A 17,501-nucleotide genomic window follows, 5' to 3' on the forward strand; every position below is an offset into this window, starting at 1 on the left:
TGCTTCAAGGCTTTCCCTCGATGATCAGTCGAGAACTTTGGCCTGCAAAGAGGCAAAAGTCGAGATACAAGGAGCGGTCTTGTACCGCGATGGGCCGCATAGCGGCCCCAGCAATGTGAGCTGCGAAGCTAGAATCCTGGGCTGCTCCGCAGCCCATCGTGGCCGCTCCGGCGCCCGGCAAGGCTCCTCCAACAACGGCACCTCGCCAGCCGTGGACTGGATCCCAGCTTAACCCAATGCCTCCTTCACCTTAGGATCCAACCCCTCCCCCGCATTAGCCTCGATCCATTCTCCCAACTGCCGGCGCATGGCCGGCGTCCAGAAGTTGTGTAGATGCTGGCGAACGCCTTGCACAGCCAGGTCCCGATTCGGCTCGCTGTCGAAGTAGTGGGCAATCTGGTTGGCCATCTTCACCAAGCTGTCCTGGCTCATTGGCGCACCTCGGCTTTCTCGGCGGATCGACGCTCCTGCAACAGCCGACGCTGTTCGTCGCTGAAATCCTGGTAACGCTTTTGCCACTCAGACGGCTGGAACACCTTGACCACCTCCACTGCCGTTACCTTGTATTCGGGGCAGTTGGTCGCCCAGTCGGAGTTGTCGGTGGTGATCACGTTCGCGCCCGACTCCGGGAAGTGGAAAGTGGTGTAAACGACGCCTGGCGCCACGCGGCTGCTGACCTTGGCGCGCAGCACGGTCTGCCCGGCACGGCTGCCGATACCGACCCAGTCACCGTCCTGGATGCCACGGCTTTCGGCATCGGTCGGATGGATCTCGAGGCGATCGGCATCGTGCCAGGCGACGTTGCCCGTGCGCCGGGTCTGGGCACCGACGTTGTACTGGCTGAGAATGCGCCCGGTGGTCAGCAGCAGCGGATAGCGGCTGTTGACCTTCTCGTCGGTCGGTACGTACCCGGTCAGCATGAACCGCCCCTTGCCCCTGACGAACTGATCGATGTGCATGGTGGGCGTGCCATCGGGCGCTGCATCGTTGCACGGCCACTGCAGGCTGCCGTGGCGCTCGATTTCGGCATAGCTCACCCGGCGGAAGGTCGGCGTCAAGCGGGCGATCTCATCCATGATCTCGGAGGGGTGACGGTAGTTCATCGGGTAGCCCAGCGCATTGGCCAATGCCACGGTCGCTTCCCAGTCGGCCTTGCCCGCCAGTGGCTCCATGACCTTGCGAACCCGCGAGATACGGCGCTCGGCGTTGGTGAATGTGCCGTCCTTTTCCAGGAACGAGCTACCCGGCAGGAACACATGGGCGAACTTGGCGGTTTCGTTGAGGAAAATGTCCTGCACCACCACGCACTCCATGGCCAGCAGGGCGGCGGTAACGTGCTGGGTGTTCGGATCGCTCTGGGCGATATCCTCGCCCTGGCAGTACAACGCCTTGAAGCTGCCATCAAGGGCCGCTTCGAACATATTGGGAATGCGCAGGCCCGGATCCGGGTGCAGCGTCACACCCCAGGCCTGCTCGAACTCGGCCCGTACACCTTCGTTGGAAATGTGCCGGTAACCCGGCAGCTCGTGAGGGAACGAGCCCATGTCACAGGAACCCTGGACGTTGTTCTGCCCACGCAGCGGGTTGACCCCTACCCCTTCACGGCCAATGTTGCCAGTGGCCATGGCCAGGTTGGCAATGCCCATCACAGCGGTGCTGCCTTGGCTGTGCTCGGTCACGCCCAAGCCATAGTAGATGGCCGCGTTGCCGCCGGTGGCATACAACCGGGCCGCCGCGCGAACCTGCTGCGCTGCAACGCCACACACCTGGCCCAGCACTTCGGGGGCATTTTCCGGCAGGCTGACGAACTCGCGCCAGCGGGCGAATTCTGCGGTTTCGCAGCGCTCGTCGATAAAGTCCTGGGCCAGTAGCCCCTCGGTCACGATCACATGGGCCAGGGCGTTGAGCATGGCCACGTTGGTGCCGGGACGAAGTTGCAGGTGCAGCTCGGCCCGGGCATGGGGCGAATCCACCAGGTCGATGCGGCGAGGGTCGATCACGATCAGACGTGCACCTTCGCGCAGACGGCGCTTGAGCTGTGAACCGAACACCGGATGCGCATCGGTCGGGTTGGCGCCGATGACCAGCACCACATCGGCCTTCATCACCGAATCGAAGCTCTGCGTACCGGCCGACTCGCCCAGCGTCTGTTTCAGGCCGTAGCCGGTGGGGGAATGGCAGACACGCGCGCAGGTGTCGACGTTGTTGTTGCCAAAGGCCGTGCGCACCAGCTTCTGAACCAGATAGGCCTCCTCGTTGGTGCAGCGGCTGGAGGTGATGCCGCCAATGGATTCCCGGCCATACTTGAGCTGGATGCGGCGCAACTCGCTAGCGGCGTAGGCCACCGCCTCGTCCCAGCTCACTTCCTGCCACGGATCTTCCAGGCGCTTGCGGATCATGGGTTTGGTGATGCGGTCCGGGTGCGTGGCATAGCCCCAGGCAAAGCGGCCCTTGACACAGGCATGGCCGTGGTTGGCCCCGCCGTTCTTGTCCGGGACCATGCGCACCAGTTGGTCGCCCTTCATTTCGGCACGGAACGAGCAGCCAACCCCGCAATAGGCGCAGGTGGTGATCACCGCACGTTCCGGCTGGCCCAGTTGTACCAGGCTTTTCTCGGTCAGCGTCGCGGTCGGACAGGCCTGCACGCAGGCGCCGCACGACACGCACTCGGAGGTCAGGAAATTATCGCCGCCTGCCGCCGCGACCCGGGATTCGAAGCCACGTCCGGTGATGGTCAGGGCAAAGGTGCCCTGGATGTCCTCGCAGGCACGCACGCATCGGCTGCAGACGATGCACTTGCTGGGTTCGTAGTCGAAGTACGGGTTGGAAATGTCCTTCTTTTCGGCCAGATGGTTGGCACCGTCATAGCCGTAGCGCACCTCGCGCAGCCCCACCTGCCCGGCCACGGTCTGCAGTTCACAGTTGCCGTTGGCCGAACAGGTCAGGCAATCGAGGGGGTGATCGGAGATGTACAGTTCCATCACGTTACGCCGCAAGCCCGCCAGGCGCGGCGTTTCGGTGCGCACGACCATGCCTTCGGTGACCGGCGTGGTGCAGGAGGCCGGGTAACCGCGCATGCCCTCGATTTCCACCATGCACATGCGGCAGGAGCCGAAGGCTTCGAGGCTATCGGTGGCGCACAGCTTTGGAATGGTCGTGCCAAGCAGGGCGGCTGCACGCATCACCGACGTGCCAGCAGGAACGCTGATCGTGCGGCCGTCGATGTTCAGGCTGACCTGCACTTCGCTGTCACGGGCTGGCGTGCCCAGGTCGGTTTGCGGATCGAAGATATGGATCATTGCGTGGCCTCCGCTTGGGTCAGCCCGAAATCGGCAGGGAAATACTTGAGGGCGCTGGCGACCGGGTAAGCGGTCATGCCGCCCATGGCGCACAGCGAGCCGTACTGCATGGTGTCGCACAAATCGCGAAGCAGCAGTGCCTGGTCATGGCGCTCGGTGATGTCATCGCTGGCAATCAGCCGGTCCACCACCTCCATGCCACGGGTCGAGCCGATACGGCACGGGGTGCACTTGCCGCAGGACTCCTCGGCACAGAACTGCAAGGCGAAGCGGGCCATGCTGGCCATGTTCAAGGTGTCGTCGGCCACCACCACACCGCCGTGGCCGAGCATCGCGCCCACGGCCGCGAAGGCCTCGTAGTCCAGCGGCGTGTCGAAATGGCTGGGGGGTACCCAGGCGCCCAACGGCCCACCCACCTGGGCCGCCTTCAGCGGCCGGCCGCTGGCCGTGCCGCCGCCGTAGCCCTCCACCAGTTCACGCAGCGTCAAGCCGAAGGCGCGCTCCACAAGGCCGCCGTGGCGAACATTGCCGGCCAGCTGGAACGGCATGGTGCCCAGCGAGCGGCCCATACCGAAATCGCGATAGAACGGCGCCCCCTTGGCCAGGATGACGGGCACCGAGGCCAGGGTCAGCACGTTGTGCACCAAGGTCGGCAGGCCGAACAGGCCTTCCAGCGCCGGGAGCGGCGGCTTGGCGCGAACGATGCCGCGCTTGCCTTCGATGGATTCGAGCAGCGCGGTTTCTTCACCGCAGATGTAGGCACCTGCGCCCACGCGCACTTCGAGGTCGAACGCCTTGCCGCTACCGGCCACATTGGTACCCAGGTAGCCTGCCTGGCGTGCGATGACGAATGCCTGGTCAAGTATAGCGATGGCGTCCGGGTACTCCGAGCGCACATAGATGTAGCCCTTGTCGGCACCCACCGCCAGGCCAGCGATGATCATGCCCTCGATCAACAGGTACGGGTCGCCTTCCATCAACATACGGTCGGCGAAGGTGCCGGAGTCGCCTTCGTCGGCGTTGCATACCACGTACTTCTGGGCAGGCTTGGCGTCGCGCACGGTGCGCCACTTGATGCCGGCAGGAAACGCAGCCCCGCCACGACCACGCAGGCCGGAATCGAGCACGGCAGCCACCACCTCGGCGCCGTCCATGGCAACGGCCGCTTCCAAGCCGGCAAAGCCGCCATGGGCGCGGTAATCGTCCAAGGACAAGGGGCGGGTAATGCCAGCACGCGCGAACAGCAGGCGCTGCTGGGTCTTGAGGTAAGGCATGTCTTCCACAGGCCCCAACGCCAGCGGATGGTCTGCCTGCCCACCGATCATGGCGTCCAGCAGGCCGGGTACATCCTGCGGCGTCACCGGCCCGAAACCCTGCCGGCCCTGCTCGCTGTCGCACTCGAGCAGCGGCTCGAGCCAATAGAGGCCACGGGAACTGGTGCGCCGAATGTCCAGCTGCACATTGCGCCGCTCGGCCTCGCGCTGCAACGCCTCGACCACCTGGTCTGCGCCGACGGCTCGGGCCACCGAATCGCGGGGGACATGGACCTTCAGCATGTGGCGCCCTCCTGGCAACCCTTGACCAACTCGCGGAGCCGCTCAGGCGTGAGCCGGGCGTGTACCTGACCGTCCAGTTCAAGGGCTGGCGAACAGGCACAGGCGCCCAGGCAATAGACCGGACGCAGGCTGATGGCACCGTCGGCGCTGGTGCCATGGTCATCGAGCGCCAATTGTTCGCGCAGCTGCGCGGCCAGGGCCTCGGCGCCACGGCTCTGGCACGACTCGGCCCGGCACAGGCGCAGGGTGTGCCGGGCTGGCGCGGCAGTGCGGAAATCATGATAGAAGCTGATGACGCCCTGGACCTCGGCCCGGCTCAGGTTGAGTGCGTGGGCGACCTCGCCGACGGCGGCATCGGGAATGTAGCCGACAGCATGCTGGATGGCGTGCAGTATCGGTAGCAGCGCACCAGGCGTTTCTTGGTGATCGGCCACGATACGTTGGACAGCGGGCAGGTGGAGCATTTGATCAGGCATACAGCGGACCTCGGCATCACGGCCCGCCCCTGTTGTTGTATTGGCGGGTTCCGGCGTGTTCTGCTGCGGCGCGCCAGCCACGTCACGGTTGCGTGGAGCAGGCGGCCTCCTTGCCATCGTCCATGCGTCTGCGCGCGGGTCCAATGGCATCCTGCAAGCATGGCACTTGCTGCACCGGAAGGTTGCGTGCGAACGACCAGGCGCATTCTGAAACCGACGTCCCACGGCTTTACGGGCTGATCGATCTTCGGGCTCGCCAACACGCGCTTGTGCACCCCAACGGTCAAGAACGTACGAAAACCGCTTCCCAGGCACCTGCCGCCGACACGTGTGGCCAGAACCGGCTCGACTCCCTGTGGCGCTGCGTTTAAGCTGGCGCCTTTTCCTACGCATGGAATCGCGTTTGTCTAGCACATACCAGGGAAGCTGCCTATGCGCGGCAATCGGTTATGAACTGCTCGCCCTCCCCAAGGCCGTGAGCCACTGTCATTGCAGCCAGTGCCGCAAAGGCCACGGCGCTGCCTATGCCTCATACGGCAGTGTGCCGCGTGAGGCGCTGCGCATGCTGCGCGGCGCTGATCAGCTTGCGGCCTATGCCTCGTCTCCCACGGTGCTACGGCAATTCTGTGCAGCCTGCGGCTCGAGCCTGTTCTGGTCACGCAGTGCGGGCCAATACGCCGATTGGATCTCAATCGCCCTTGGCACGCTCGATACCCCCTTCGTACCCACACGTGATACCCACCTGCATCTCGACGCCGCGGCGCCCTGGCACCTGCCATCGACCCTGACGAACGAGATCGACCCACTGAAAAGGAAGCCCAATGCGTAAACTCAAACTCGCCCTCGCCGCCCTGCCGTTTTTCGTCATCGCCGGTTGCGGCAATGACGCCCTGGAAGGCACCTACGAGCAAACCACAACCGTGATGGGTATCCAGAGCCCGAAACAGACGTGGGAGTTTTCCAAGGACTACATCATCACCAACGGCAACAAGCTGAAGGTGGATGAATGGGAGCGCAAGGATGACATGGTCACCGCGCGCAACAAGGATGGCATGGCGTTGATCAACGTACGCGTGCTCGACGGCGGCAAGCGCCTGGAGGCCGTCGGCGGTAGCGACATGGCCAAGAACGTCTTCGTGCGCGTCGACTAAAAGCCCTCGCGCCACCCACCGCAGGTAAGTGCACCACTGCGGTGGGCGGGGCATGACATGCTACAGACCGTCTACGCCCTGTTCAGAGCTTGAAGGTGCTGACCATGTCGTTGAACGAGATGGCCAGGCGGGACAGTTCCTGGCTGGATGCGCTGGTTTGATGCGCACCGGCCGAGGTCTGGGTCGACAAGTCCTGGATGTTGATCAGGTTGCGGTCCACCTCGCGGGCCACATTGGCCTGCTCTTCGGATGCCGTGGCGATCAGCAGGTTGCGGTCGTTGATCTGGGCGATGTTCCGGGCGATACGCTCCAGCGATTCCCCGGTCGCCTGGGCCAAGGCCTGGGTGCTATCGGCCAGGTTTCGGCTGTTGCCCATGGCCTTGACCGCATCGTCGGCACGGGCCTGAACGCCTGTGATCATGGCTTCGATCTCGCCCGTTGAGGCCTGGGTACGCGCCGCCAGTGCCCGCACTTCGTCTGCCACCACCGCAAAACCTCGGCCCTGCTCGCCAGCTCGCGCCGCCTCGATGGCCGCGTTGAGCGCCAGCAGATTGGTCTGCTCGGCAATGCCGCGGATCACATCGACCACCTTGGCGATGTCGCGCACGCTGCCAGCCAACTCCCCAACGATGACCGTGGACTGTCCGATTTCGCTGTTCACGCTGGTTATGGCCTGCACGGCTTCGCGCGCCTGGTCACGGCCACTGGCCGCTTCCTCGGACGTCTGCCGGGAGGCTTCGGAGGTGGAGGTGGCGTTGCGTGCCACCTCCTCGACCGCCGCACTCATTTGCGTGACGGCCGTGGCGGCCAGCTGGATTTCATCATTCTGGCGCGTGAGCCCGCGGGTGCTCTCATCTGTGACGGCGTTGAGCTCTTCGGCCGCAGAGGCGAGCTGATCCGCTGCGTTGGCGATTTGCTCCAGGGTGCGCTTGAGGCCTTGCTGCATGACGCCCAGGGCGTTTAGCAGTTGGCCGGTCTCGTCGGCGTGACCTGTCGCCACGGGTTTGCTCAGGTCGCCGCCTGCGATGCGCTCGGCCGTATTCACCGCCAGCGCGATCGGTTTGCTGATGACACGGCTGATGAACATACCCAGCAAAATCGCAGCCACGAACGCCGCGCCGATGCCCAGGTACAGGTTGAGTTTGGCCGCCGCCTCGTTGTGTTTTGCAGCTCGCGCGCCTTCATCGATCTGCTGGTTATTGGACTCGACCATTGTGGTCAATTCGTCGAGCACGGTACGAAATGCCTGGTGCAATTCGCCGGCCATCAATTGCCTGGCTTCGGCCAAGTCGCCTCGTGCGATGGTGGCTACCGTCCGATCCATGATGGCCTGATAGGCTGGCCAGTCCTTTTCCATGCGATCGCCGGCAAGGCGTTCATCGTCGGCCAAGGGTGTGGTTCGGTAGACTGCGAAAGCCTGCTCGCTGCTCTGCCGGTTTTCTTTCATTGACGCAAGAATGGCAGCGCGTTCCGCTTCGGGCGCCTTGATGGCAGTAGCTGCCACAAGCCGGTACAGGTCGCGGCTCTGGGCGATAGCACTGGAGCGCGCTTCTGCAACCTGGGCCACTGACACGAGATTGTTGGCAAATACACTTTGCAAACTAGACGAAAGCGAGCCGATTCCTTGGCTACCGACAACTCCTACACTCAAGGTGATCAGTGCGCACAGCGCGAAAGCGAGGTACAGCTTGACCGACAACCTGGCGTCGTAGAACCAATTCATGAGTTAAACCCTGGAACGAAGTGAGAGAAAAACCAGCTGTCAGCCGCGCATCATGTCGGCCGCCTGCTCGGTGGCCTCCGTCGTGCGCGTGGCCAACTTGCGTACTTCATCGGCCACCACCGCAAACCCCCTGCCCGCCTCCCCGGCACGTGCTGCCTCGATAGCGGCATTGAGCGCCAGCAGGTTGGTCTGGCTGGCAATGCTCTGAATGGTGCCGACGATCTGGGTAAGCTTGGTGATGTTGGATTCCAGGGTGCGCTGGTGCGCAGCTTCGGTCTCACGCATGGCAGACTGCTGGTGCTCCAGATCAACGTCCACCAATGCCCCGACCACACGTAACGGCGCGCCATACGGGTCGCGTTTGGTCTGGCCACGGGCGCGGAACCAGCGGTACTCCCCGCTTTTCATTTTCAATCGGTACTCGATGTCGAATGGCGTCTTGCCCGTGCGGTCGTTCAGGTGCGCCTGGAAGGCTTCCAGGCTGTAGGCCTTGTCCTCTGGGTGCAGGCGTGAGGCCCAGCTGTCCAGCACGTCCGGGAATTCTTCGACGGTTTCGAAACCCAGCAAACGGCGGAACTGCGGCGACCACCAGAAGGGGTTCTTGGGATTGACGGGGTCACCGGCGATCACTTCCATGTCCCACAGCCCGTCCGAGAGCATTTCCCGCGCCAGTTCGAAACGGGTGATGATCACGTCGTGCTCTTGTTCGCGCTGCAATTCGTCGTGGATGTCGCGCAAGGCGCCGGCAACGCGCAAAGGCACACCCCGTGTATCGCGCAGGGTTTCGCCCTGGGCGAAGAACCAGCGGTAGCTGCCGTCTTTCATGGCCAGACGGTTGCGCACCCGGTAAGGGGTCATGCCTGATTTGTCGTTCAGGTGGCGAGCGAAGGCCTCCAGCGTAGCGGCCTTGTCTTCCGGGTGCAGGCGGTCAGCCCAGCTGGCCAGGACATTGGGAAAATCGCGCTCGTCGCGAAACCCCAGCATTTCGCGAAATTGCTTCGACCACCAGAAGCGGTTACGCGGGTTGACCGGGTCACCTGCCACCACTTCCATGTCCCACAGGCCTTCACTGGACGCACGATTGACCAGGTCAAAACGGGTTTTCGAGGCGCGCGCATTGGCATCGGCTTCGGCCAGCATCAACCGGGCGTTTTCCAGCTCGCGCTCAAGCTCGGCAATACGGCCTTCACGCTCAGTGGCATGCAACTCACGCGAGGTCCATTCACGTTGCACGTCTGTCCAACTGGCGGCAGTGCGGCCACCGTCGGTGTGGGTTTGCGGGAGGGAGGCAGCCAGCTGCGTGAGCGCCTGGCGCTCGCCGCGGTTACGAAAAAGATGAAGCATGGGTCAGTACTCGGTGGAAGACGAAAAACACCAATCCCTGGCTTCGTTACCGGCTCACGCATGGCCATCGCAGGATGCGACCGCTGCTGCCTGACCGGTAGTGCGAACTACGACAGCGGCACAACGAGAAAGGTTGCGCGGCAATGACATCATTACGATATCAGTTATAGGAGGGAGGCGGGCAAGCCCGCGCCGGCCCCGCCAATCTGAGCTGAGAAGCTCAGATCCCGTCGCCGCCCGCGATGCACGCCTGCGCCGCCTCCCCCAACATCTCTCCCGCCAACACCCGAAACCGTCGAGTCAGCACGTTCTCAGGCCGGTCGGATGAAAGGAGCAGATACGTGTAGAACCGCAACTGCGGCGTAAACGGCCGTATGTCGATACCGGTGTGCAAGTATTCTGCCGCCACCAGCGGACTGACCACGCTCACGCCCAGCCCTAGCCCGACCAGTGAGCACACGGTGGCGGCATGGGTGGCGTCCAGGTTGAGCACCCGCGGGTCATCCTCGGCGAACAGCCGGTCGAGCCGCGTGCGGGAGCCGTCGGTATGCGACAGCGAAATGAATTCTTCGCCCTTGAGGTCAGCAGGCGTCACGGCCTGCAAGGCACCGAGCCGGTGGCCCTTGGGGAAGATGCACACGCCAGGGACATCGCAGATGATCTGGGACTGCACGCCCGCCATGTCCTCGGCCACATAGGACACCAGGCACACATCGCAGAACCGGGTTGCGGCCCAGTGCGCCACGTTCGGCGAGTCGTTGGTGTGGATGGAGATATGAACGTGCGGGTTCTGCTGGCGAAAGCGCTGGATGATCTTTGGCAGCAGACCATGGGTCAGGGAGGGCACCGCGCCGATACGCAATTGCCCGGTACCTCCGCGCTTGAGGTGCTCGGCGGAGGTTTCCAGGCTGTGCAGCCCAATGAAGGCGCGCTCTACGTCGGCGAAAAACTGCGCGCCCTCATCGGTTGGCAGCAAACGCCCCCCTACCCGTTCGAACAACTTGAACCCATTGGCCCGTTCCAGTTGCGCGATCAGCCGGCTGACATTGGGCTGGGAGGTGTGCAGCGCCTGCGCCGCTGCTGTCATGGAGCCGCTGAGCATGACCGCGCGGAAGGTTTCGATCTGCTTGAAATTGATAGCCATATCATTTCTGCATGACGGGTTGATGTATTGTCATTTGATTGCATGACGCGCAGATTTTATAACTACAACCACATCGACGTCTGCCCCGATGCAGCGCGATACCCCCGAGCACATACCGGCAACAACACACATAACACCGGTGCTCCAGCGTCACTTCAGCTCTGCCCTTGTACTCACGCATCGCCCCAGCACAGTGGCGCGGTGCAGCCCGGTAATCAGGAGGCATCATGTCGTTCTCGTATAAAAGACTAAGCGCTGCACTGGCCCTGACGTGCGTGTCGTTGGCGGCGGTATCCACCGTTCAGGCCGCCGACCTGCCCGCCGTCCCCGCAGCCATCAAGGAGGCGGACCACCTGCGCGCTGGCGTGCGGTGCGACCAGCCACCGTATGGCTACCAGGACAACAAAGGTGAGTTCGCCGGCGTCGAGGTCGAGATGGCCAAGCAGATTTCGCTATGGGCCCTGGGCTCGAAGGACAAGGTCAGCTTCACCTGCGTGACCGCCGAAAACCGTGTGCCGCAGCTGCTGGGGCGCAAGGTGGACTTGCTGATCGCCACCCTGGGCGTCACCCCGGAACGCCAACGGGTGATCGACTTCACTACGCCCTACCGGTGGGGCGCCAGTGACGTGGTGGTGAAGAAGGACAGCCCGGCCCGCGCGATCGCCGACCTCAAGGGCAACACCCTCGCCACGCTCAAAGGGTCGGTGCAGGCCAAATGGTTCGAAGACCACATGCCCGACGTCAAGACCCTGCGCATGAACAGCGCCGCCGATGCCTTGCAAGCCTTTCGCCAGGGCCGCGCCGACGCCTACACCCACGATGCCGCCACCCTCGTGGTGGTCGCCGACAACGACCAGGATGCCCGCCTGATAGGCCAACCGTTCCAGATCTCCGATGCCGCCATCGGCGTGCGCAAGAACGAAGCGCAGTGGCGCGACTTCCTGAGCGCGGCGGTATTGCGCATGCGCGAAGAACACCTGTTCCGAGGCTGGGTGCAGCAGTTCGTACCCGAAAATATCCAAAGCTACTACATCAGCGTCTTCGAGCAGGCCAAGCCTGCCGAAGCGCTTTGATCGGCCGCCATCATGGAGTTCGACGTCCATTATCTGGTCGAGCAATGGCCTGCCCTGCTCGACGGTGTGCTGATGACACTGCGCATCACAGCCCTGGCCATCCTCTGCTCGCTCTTGATCGGGGTGCTGGGCGGGGCGGTGCGCGTCATGAAGATCCCGGTGCTGTCCCAGGCAGTGGCGCTGTACGTGGAGCTGATCCGCAATACGCCGATCCTGGTGCAGTTGTTCTTCATCTTCTATGGCCTGCCGGCCATTGGCCTTGGGTTGTCGCTGTTCTGGTCGGGTGTGGTGTGCCTGTCGCTGTGGGCCGGTGCGTACCAGATCGAGAACATCCGCGGCGGGCTGGCCACGGTGGAGCGTGGCATGCGCGAGGCGAGCCTGGCACTGAGCCTCAAGCCCGTGCAGTACTTTGCCCTGATCGCCATGCCCATCGCGTTTCGCACCAGCCTGCCGGCGATGCTCAACACCGCGATCTCACTGCTGAAGAACTCTTCCTACCTACAGGCCATCGGCCTTGCGGAATTGACCTTCGTCGCAGTGGACCGCATCGCCACGGACTTTCGCGCCATCGAGATGTTCACGGCCATCTGCGTCATGTACCTGGTGCTGGTGGGGGTGCTCGCGTTGATGACTGCGCGGCTGTCCGCCCACCTGCAACGCCCTTTCCGGCAGTGAGGCGACCATGAATTTCCTACTCGAAAACTGGAGCTTCGTGTGCAAAGGGTTGTTGATGACCCTGTACCTGGCATTGGTGGTGCTGCTGTTCACCACGCTGATCTCGGCCGTGCTCGGCGTGCTGGCCACGGTCAAGAACCGCCTGTTGGGGTGGACGATCCATGGCTACGTGGAGCTGTTTCGCTCCATTCCGCTGATCGTCAACGTGTTCTTCATCTTCTTCGGTGCGCCGATGTTCGGTGTGGACCTGAGCCCTTTCGCCGCCGTTACCGTGGGCCTGACCTTGTGGGGAAGCGCCAACGGCATCGAGATCGTGCGTGGCGGGCTGGAGTCGGTGTCCAGGCATCAGTGGAAAAGTGCCTGGGCCCTGGGCCTGCGCCCCTGGCAGATCTACCTGCACGTGGTTGTGCCGCAGTCGATGAAAGCCATCCTGCCGGCCTACACCGGGTTGCTGACGATCCTGGTGCAAGCCACGTCCCTGGGCGCCCTTGTGGGTGTGGGGGAGTTTCTCAAGGTCGGTCAGATCATCATCGAGCGGGAAACCGTCATGACCGGCGTGAGCCCCGCCTTCGCGGTCTACGGCGTGGTGCTGTTGGTGTACTTCGTCATCTGTTCGGCGCTGACCTGGCTCAGCCGTTATCTCGAACGTCGTCTGGGTCGTCCGGCGGCACGTACTTCCACTGAAGAGGTTCCAGCATGCAAGCATCCAAAGTCAGTCGGCGCCTGAAGGAAAGCACCGCGCCGCAAGTGAACGAGTACATCTACCGCCCGCGCCTGGAAGGCTTTGCCAGCGGCTTCGCGAACCTGGGTAACGTCAACAAGGCGCACATTCTGATGCTGGCCGAACAAGGCCTGATCCGCGGCGAACATGCCAGCGTGCTGGCCAAGGGTGTGCTGGACATGGAGCAGGCAGGCCCGGATGCGGTCGAGCTGGACCCTTCGCGCGAGGACGCCTACTTCAACTACGAGGCGCACCTGATCGAGCAGATTGGCGCTGACATTGGCGGGCGCCTGCACACCGGTCGCAGCCGCAACGACATCCTGGCCACCCTCGACCGCCTGCGCTGCCGCGACCTGCTGATGGCCCTGATCGACGAGTTGGCAACGGTACGCGCCACGGCCTTGGGCTGCGCCGAGCGGTACGCCGAAGTGGTGATGCCTGGCTACACGCACCTTCAGCCGGCGCAGCCGATCACCTACGGCTATTACCTGAGTGCGGTGGAACAGGCCCTGGAACGCGACAGCAAGCGCCTGACCCAGACCCTGGAGTCGATGAACCAGTGCCCGCTTGGAGCAGCCGCCTTCGCCGGCACGCCGTTCGACATCGACCGCGCCCGCACCGCCGAGCTGCTGGGCTTCGACGGCTACCTGGACAATGCCCTGGATGCCATAGGCTCGCGGGATTTTCTGCTCGAAAGCCTGTCACACCTGAGCAACCTGGCGGTGTTCTGGAGCCGCGTGGCGCAGGACTACTTCGTGTGGAGTACCCATGAGTTCAACCTCATCGACTTCCCCGACAGCGTCGCTGCCACTTCCAGCATCATGCCGCAGAAGAAGAACCCCACCGTGCTGGAGTACCTCAAGGGCCGCAGTGGCCATATCGTCGGCCTGCTGATGGGTGCGAGCGTGACCATCAAGGGCACCCATTTTTCCCATACCGGCGACGGCAATCGCGAAGGGACACGGGGCTTCTGGGAGGCTGCCGAAGAAAGCCTGCGCTGCCTGAAACTGCTGGACCTGGTGCTGCGCACCGCCACTCCCAACAGTGACTTGGCGGCACGCCGCGCCGGCGAGGATTTTTCCACCGCCACCGGCTTGGCCGACCTGATGGTGCGCGAGGTCGACCTGTCGTTCCGCGAAGCCCACCATGTGGTCGGGGGCGTGGTGCGCATGGCCATGGACCAGGGCCTGCCGGCCAATCAGATCACCACCCGGATGATCGACGCCTGCGCCCTGGAGCAACTGGGCCATGCCCTGCACCTACCCGAGCAGAAGGTGCGTGATTGCCTGGACCCGGCCAGCAACGTGCAGGGCCGCAGCTCTGCCGGCGGCCCCTCGCTTGGGTCCTTGATGCCAAGCCTGGCGCGCGCCGGCAAGCGCCTGGACGCAGAGCGTACGGCCAACCAGCAGCGCCGCGAGCGCATGAGCGCGGCCGACCTCAACCTGCAAGCCCTGACCCGGGCACAGGCGGGCCTATGAGCACAATCCTGACGGTTCGCGACCTGCATAAAAGTTTCGGCACCCATGAAGTGGTCAAGGGCGTCGACATGGACGTGCAGCAAGGCGAGGTGGTGGTCATCATCGGCCCCAGCGGCTCGGGCAAGTCCACCTTCATCCGCTGCCTGAACAGCCTGGAACCGCCCTCCAAGGGTACCGTGGTGGTGGGCGATGGCGATCAGACGCGTGCGGCAGACCGCAAGGCCTTGGCCCGGCTGCGCGAGGACGTGGGCATGGTGTTCCAGGACTACACGCTGTTCCCGCACATGACGGTGCTGGCCAACATGATGCTTGCCCCGGTCAAGCTCAGGCGCGCAACCAAGGCGCAAGCCCAGACCCACGCCCTGGCCTTGCTCGAGCGCGTCGGCCTGCGGCACAAGGCCGGGCATTACCCGGCCGAGCTGTCAGGGGGCCAGCAGCAGCGCGTGGCGATCGTTCGCGCCTTGGCGATGAAACCCAAGCTGATGCTGTTCGACGAGCCCACCTCTGCGCTGGACCCGGAAACCGTCGGCGACGTGCTCAATGTCATGAAGGGCCTGGCGGCCGAGGGCATGACCATGATCGTCGTCACCCACGAAATGGGCTTCGCCCGCGAAGTGGCCGACCGCGTGGTGTTCTTCGACGCCGGCAAGGTCATCGAGACCGGGCCGCCATCCCAGCTCTTCAGCGCGCCGAAAGAGGCTCGGACCCGGCAGTTTCTGCAAAGCGTCCTGCACTGAACGAACAGCGTGTTCAACCCTTCTTTGCGCAGCCAGCGCCCGCTTGCACCGGCCAAGCGTGTCTGCGCGCCAGCCAGGAGTATTTCAGATGAACGAAGCGACCCAATCCCTGGATACACCGGGCATCCAACCCATGATCCAGATGGAGAACGTCAACAAGTGGTACGGCGACTTTCAGGTGCTAAAGAACATCAACCTCAGCGTGCAGCCAGGTGAGCGCATCGTGCTGTGCGGCCCGTCCGGCTCAGGCAAGTCGACCACCATTCGCTGCCTGAACCGCCTTGAAGAACACCAGCAGGGCCGCATCGTGGTCGAGGGCGTCGAGCTGACCCACGACGCGAGGCAAGTCGAGACCATCCGCCGCGAAATCGGCATGGTGTTCCAGCACTTCAACCTGTTTCCCCACCTGACCATCCTGCAGAACTGCACCCTGGCGCCCATGTGGGCGCGCAAGATGCCGCGCCACGAGGCGCAAGCCTTGGCGATGCATTACCTGGAGCGGGTGCGCATTCCTGAACAGGCACACAAGTACCCCGGCCAATTGTCCGGCGGCCAGCAGCAGCGCGTGGCGATTGCCCGGGCGCTGTGCATGAAACCCAAGATCATGCTGTTTGACGAACCCACCTCGGCACTGGACCCGGAAATGGTCAAGGAGGTGCTCGACACCATGGTCAGCCTGGCCGAGGACGGCATGACCATGGTGTGCGTGACCCATGAAATGGGCTTCGCCCGGACCGTGGCGCACCGGGTGGTGTTCATGGACCAGGGCGAGGTGGTCGAGCAGGCCGCGCCGGCGGTGTTCTTCGAACGCCCTCAGAGTGAGCGAGGGCGGTTGTTCTTGAGTCAGGTGTTGCATTAAGCATGGGGCGCCCCTCGGGCGCCAACCGTGCTGCATTCGAGAATTACAGCGACGACCTGCTTTCGTTCTCAGCGATTGGACCGAGCCGCGCTTTTCCGCAGGCATGCCCCGCACGTATTGGATGTCGGGGCAGCTTAACCTGCTGCTTCAACGTTCTTGAACACTGCCTCTACTTCACTTTCCAGTTGATTGATCGCGCCGAGGTACTCGATCAACTCCGCCGCCCGGCTGCCCCGCAGCCCGGCCGTGGTTATTTCACCATCGACCACGTAGCTGTACACGCCACTGACCGCGAACGCCTTCAAACTTCCGATGTGCCGGGCCTGATCCGCCAGCGTCCCCTTGAACGCCTGCCCCTCGAAAAACCGGCGCCGGGCCACAGGGTTTCCAAAGGCGACTTCCATGATTACCAGTTCGGCACGCGCCGGCGTGGCCGTGTGCGCCACGTCTGGCGCCGGTGGGTGATTTCCATCGTTCTGGAAGGGGGCGCACAGGTGCACTTGCACTTTCAATACCGAGGCATCCTGCGCCAGGGTCGGCGCGAGTTTGTCGCGCACATACGTTTGCAGATCTTCAAGGCTTTGTCTTGGGCTCATGTGCACATGAATCCGGTCGGCATGATCGAGCCCATTGAGGCGCTCGTCCGCCAGCCGATTCACCACCATCGTTGACCCGTGCGGGAGATCGTACGCCAGCGTTTCGTCGAACATGTTCTGTTCGTCAGAAAACAGGATAGGGCTGGCTTGCTTGAAGCGCGCCTGCTGGTCGGCGGACTTGAAGCCGATCTCCACACCGCCATCGAGTTCGTAGTCTGCGATCTCTCCCACGCCCTCGGCCAGTGGCCAAAGGTGCGCGTCCTGGTGGCGCGAAAAGTGGTGCTGGATGTACAAGCCCAGCCCTGGTAACCGGGAGCACAGCGGCCCATGCACGTCGCGCCAATAGTGGGCGAAGATGGCGTGTGGGACGCGCTCGCGCCTTTTGACGGTGGTGTAGCTGTTGAGGGTGATCGTCATGGCTTGACCTTGTAGAGCTTGCGGGGTGTTTAAAGTCAGAGCCGCCTGTGGGTAAAGGCGTTCAGTCAAGGTCATCGTGGCTTGGCTAGAGGGCGTTTGGCGTAACAGACCGAGAGGTTTCCCGGCCGAGAGGTGCAGCCAACAGGGACTTCTTGATTAGCAGACCTGATAGAATGGGGGTGTCAGAAATTTTGTGTTCGGGCATAACATGAGTAAGAGGTGCATGTATGCCAACCAAAAAGAAACCCCTGC

15 protein-coding genes and 2 pseudogenes are annotated in these 17,501 nt (G+C 63.3%); 8 read left to right on the forward strand and 9 right to left on the reverse strand.

Translation table 11 applies throughout. The annotated features are described in order from the left end of the window. Positions 1-228 precede the first annotated feature (228 nt). From FS767_RS21135 to FS767_RS21150, 4 genes are read right to left on the reverse strand one after another with little or no spacing between them, the layout of a single operon-like run. Entirely contained in the window at positions 229-432 is a 204-nt protein-coding gene (locus tag FS767_RS21135) for a formate dehydrogenase subunit delta (RefSeq protein WP_058639388.1), read from the reverse strand. Next, positions 429-3,299, reverse strand: a complete 2,871-nt coding sequence (gene fdhF / locus FS767_RS21140; protein ID WP_144968061.1) for a formate dehydrogenase subunit alpha — start codon at positions 3,297-3,299, stop codon at positions 429-431. The genes FS767_RS21135 and fdhF overlap by 4 nt, the downstream gene beginning before the upstream one ends. After that, complete coding sequence (locus tag FS767_RS21145; RefSeq protein ID WP_144968063.1) at positions 3,296-4,855, reverse strand: NADH-quinone oxidoreductase subunit NuoF; 1,560 nt, start codon at positions 4,853-4,855, stop codon at positions 3,296-3,298. The genes fdhF and FS767_RS21145 overlap by 4 nt, the downstream gene beginning before the upstream one ends. After that, a complete protein-coding gene (locus FS767_RS21150; RefSeq protein ID WP_144968065.1) occupies positions 4,849-5,331 on the reverse strand; it encodes a formate dehydrogenase subunit gamma in 483 nt (160 codons plus the stop codon). Before FS767_RS21150 ends, FS767_RS21145 begins: the two co-directional genes overlap by 7 nt. Positions 5,332-5,734: 403 nt before the next feature. Here FS767_RS21150 and FS767_RS21155 point away from each other — a divergent pair, with 403 nt between their 5' ends. Further along, positions 5,735-6,160 (forward strand): GFA family protein, encoded by a 426-nt coding sequence (locus tag FS767_RS21155; protein WP_144968067.1) that lies wholly within the window; start codon positions 5,735-5,737, stop codon positions 6,158-6,160. Beyond that, positions 6,153-6,482 (forward strand): hypothetical protein, encoded by a 330-nt coding sequence (locus tag FS767_RS21160; protein ID WP_023534182.1) that lies wholly within the window; start codon positions 6,153-6,155, stop codon positions 6,480-6,482. The genes FS767_RS21155 and FS767_RS21160 overlap by 8 nt, the downstream gene beginning before the upstream one ends. Before the next feature lie 82 nt (positions 6,483-6,564). Here the strand turns inward: FS767_RS21160 and FS767_RS21165 are convergent, their stop codons facing one another. From FS767_RS21165 to FS767_RS21175, 4 genes and pseudogenes are all read right to left on the reverse strand, one after another. Next, on the reverse strand, positions 6,565-8,205 hold the full coding sequence (locus FS767_RS21165) for a methyl-accepting chemotaxis protein (protein ID WP_144968069.1): 1,641 nt from the start codon (positions 8,203-8,205) through the stop codon (positions 6,565-6,567). A 63-nt stretch (positions 8,206-8,268) separates the two neighbouring features. Beyond that, positions 8,269-8,457 (reverse strand): annotated as a pseudogene (locus FS767_RS23605) (methyl-accepting chemotaxis protein); the annotation flags it as partial. Positions 8,458-8,538: 81 nt separating this feature from the next. Then, positions 8,539-9,549 (reverse strand): annotated as a pseudogene (locus tag FS767_RS23355) (PAS domain-containing protein); the annotation flags it as partial. A 220-nt stretch (positions 9,550-9,769) separates the two neighbouring features. Next, complete coding sequence (locus FS767_RS21175; protein ID WP_305986719.1) at positions 9,770-10,693, reverse strand: LysR substrate-binding domain-containing protein; 924 nt, start codon at positions 10,691-10,693, stop codon at positions 9,770-9,772. A gap of 227 nt (positions 10,694-10,920) precedes the next feature. Between FS767_RS21175 and FS767_RS21180 the strand changes: the two genes are divergently transcribed. The 6 genes from FS767_RS21180 to FS767_RS21205 all read left to right on the forward strand — a co-directional run bounded on the left by FS767_RS21180 (position 10,921) and on the right by FS767_RS21205 (position 16,236). Continuing rightward, positions 10,921-11,766: a transporter substrate-binding domain-containing protein gene (locus FS767_RS21180; RefSeq protein ID WP_144968073.1), complete on the forward strand. Its 846-nt coding sequence runs from the start codon at positions 10,921-10,923 to the stop codon at positions 11,764-11,766. Positions 11,767-11,778: 12 nt separating this feature from the next. Continuing rightward, positions 11,779-12,441, forward strand: a complete 663-nt coding sequence (locus tag FS767_RS21185) for an amino acid ABC transporter permease (protein ID WP_023534227.1) — start codon at positions 11,779-11,781, stop codon at positions 12,439-12,441. 7 nt (positions 12,442-12,448) lie between these two features. Beyond that, positions 12,449-13,168, forward strand: coding sequence for an amino acid ABC transporter permease (locus FS767_RS21190; RefSeq protein WP_058605676.1), 720 nt, complete (start codon positions 12,449-12,451; stop codon positions 13,166-13,168). Beyond that, positions 13,138-14,640 (forward strand): argininosuccinate lyase, encoded by a 1,503-nt coding sequence (gene argH / locus FS767_RS21195; RefSeq protein ID WP_144968075.1) that lies wholly within the window; start codon positions 13,138-13,140, stop codon positions 14,638-14,640. Before FS767_RS21190 ends, argH begins: the two co-directional genes overlap by 31 nt. After that, positions 14,637-15,377 carry an amino acid ABC transporter ATP-binding protein gene (locus FS767_RS21200; protein ID WP_144968077.1) on the forward strand — a complete coding sequence of 247 codons (741 nt, stop codon included), beginning with the start codon at positions 14,637-14,639 and terminating at the stop codon, positions 15,375-15,377. Before argH ends, FS767_RS21200 begins: the two co-directional genes overlap by 4 nt. A gap of 88 nt (positions 15,378-15,465) precedes the next feature. Continuing rightward, positions 15,466-16,236, forward strand: a complete 771-nt coding sequence (locus tag FS767_RS21205) for an amino acid ABC transporter ATP-binding protein (RefSeq protein ID WP_144968079.1) — start codon at positions 15,466-15,468, stop codon at positions 16,234-16,236. 134 nt (positions 16,237-16,370) lie between these two features. On the opposite strand, the gene FS767_RS21210 is transcribed toward FS767_RS21205, so the two are convergent. Beyond that, a complete protein-coding gene (locus FS767_RS21210; RefSeq protein ID WP_144968081.1) occupies positions 16,371-17,249 on the reverse strand; it encodes an EthD domain-containing protein in 879 nt (292 codons plus the stop codon). Positions 17,250-17,501: the final 252 nt, after the last annotated feature.

This window comes from Pseudomonas sp. DE0010 (assembly GCF_007680745.1).
Lineage (GTDB): Bacteria > Pseudomonadota > Gammaproteobacteria > Pseudomonadales > Pseudomonadaceae > Aquipseudomonas > Aquipseudomonas parafulva_B.

Coding starts and splice junctions, on each gene's coding strand:
- FS767_RS21135 (WP_058639388.1), bottom strand. CDS start 432: ATGAGCCAGGACAGCTTGGTGAAGATGGCCAACCAGATTGCCCACTAC.
- fdhF (WP_144968061.1), bottom strand. CDS start 3,299: ATGATCCATATCTTCGATCCGCAAACCGACCTGGGCACGCCAGCCCGT.
- FS767_RS21145 (WP_144968063.1), bottom strand. CDS start 4,855: ATGCTGAAGGTCCATGTCCCCCGCGATTCGGTGGCCCGAGCCGTCGGC.
- FS767_RS21150 (WP_144968065.1), bottom strand. CDS start 5,331: ATGCCTGATCAAATGCTCCACCTGCCCGCTGTCCAACGTATCGTGGCC.
- FS767_RS21160 (WP_023534182.1), top strand. CDS start 6,153: ATGCGTAAACTCAAACTCGCCCTCGCCGCCCTGCCGTTTTTCGTCATC.
- FS767_RS21165 (WP_144968069.1), bottom strand. CDS start 8,205: ATGAATTGGTTCTACGACGCCAGGTTGTCGGTCAAGCTGTACCTCGCT.
- FS767_RS21175 (WP_305986719.1), bottom strand. CDS start 10,693: ATGGCTATCAATTTCAAGCAGATCGAAACCTTCCGCGCGGTCATGCTC.
- FS767_RS21180 (WP_144968073.1), top strand. CDS start 10,921: ATGTCGTTCTCGTATAAAAGACTAAGCGCTGCACTGGCCCTGACGTGC.
- FS767_RS21185 (WP_023534227.1), top strand. CDS start 11,779: ATGGAGTTCGACGTCCATTATCTGGTCGAGCAATGGCCTGCCCTGCTC.
- FS767_RS21190 (WP_058605676.1), top strand. CDS start 12,449: ATGAATTTCCTACTCGAAAACTGGAGCTTCGTGTGCAAAGGGTTGTTG.
- argH (WP_144968075.1), top strand. CDS start 13,138: ATGCAAGCATCCAAAGTCAGTCGGCGCCTGAAGGAAAGCACCGCGCCG.
- FS767_RS21200 (WP_144968077.1), top strand. CDS start 14,637: ATGAGCACAATCCTGACGGTTCGCGACCTGCATAAAAGTTTCGGCACC.
- FS767_RS21205 (WP_144968079.1), top strand. CDS start 15,466: ATGAACGAAGCGACCCAATCCCTGGATACACCGGGCATCCAACCCATG.
- FS767_RS21210 (WP_144968081.1), bottom strand. CDS start 17,249: ATGACGATCACCCTCAACAGCTACACCACCGTCAAAAGGCGCGAGCGC.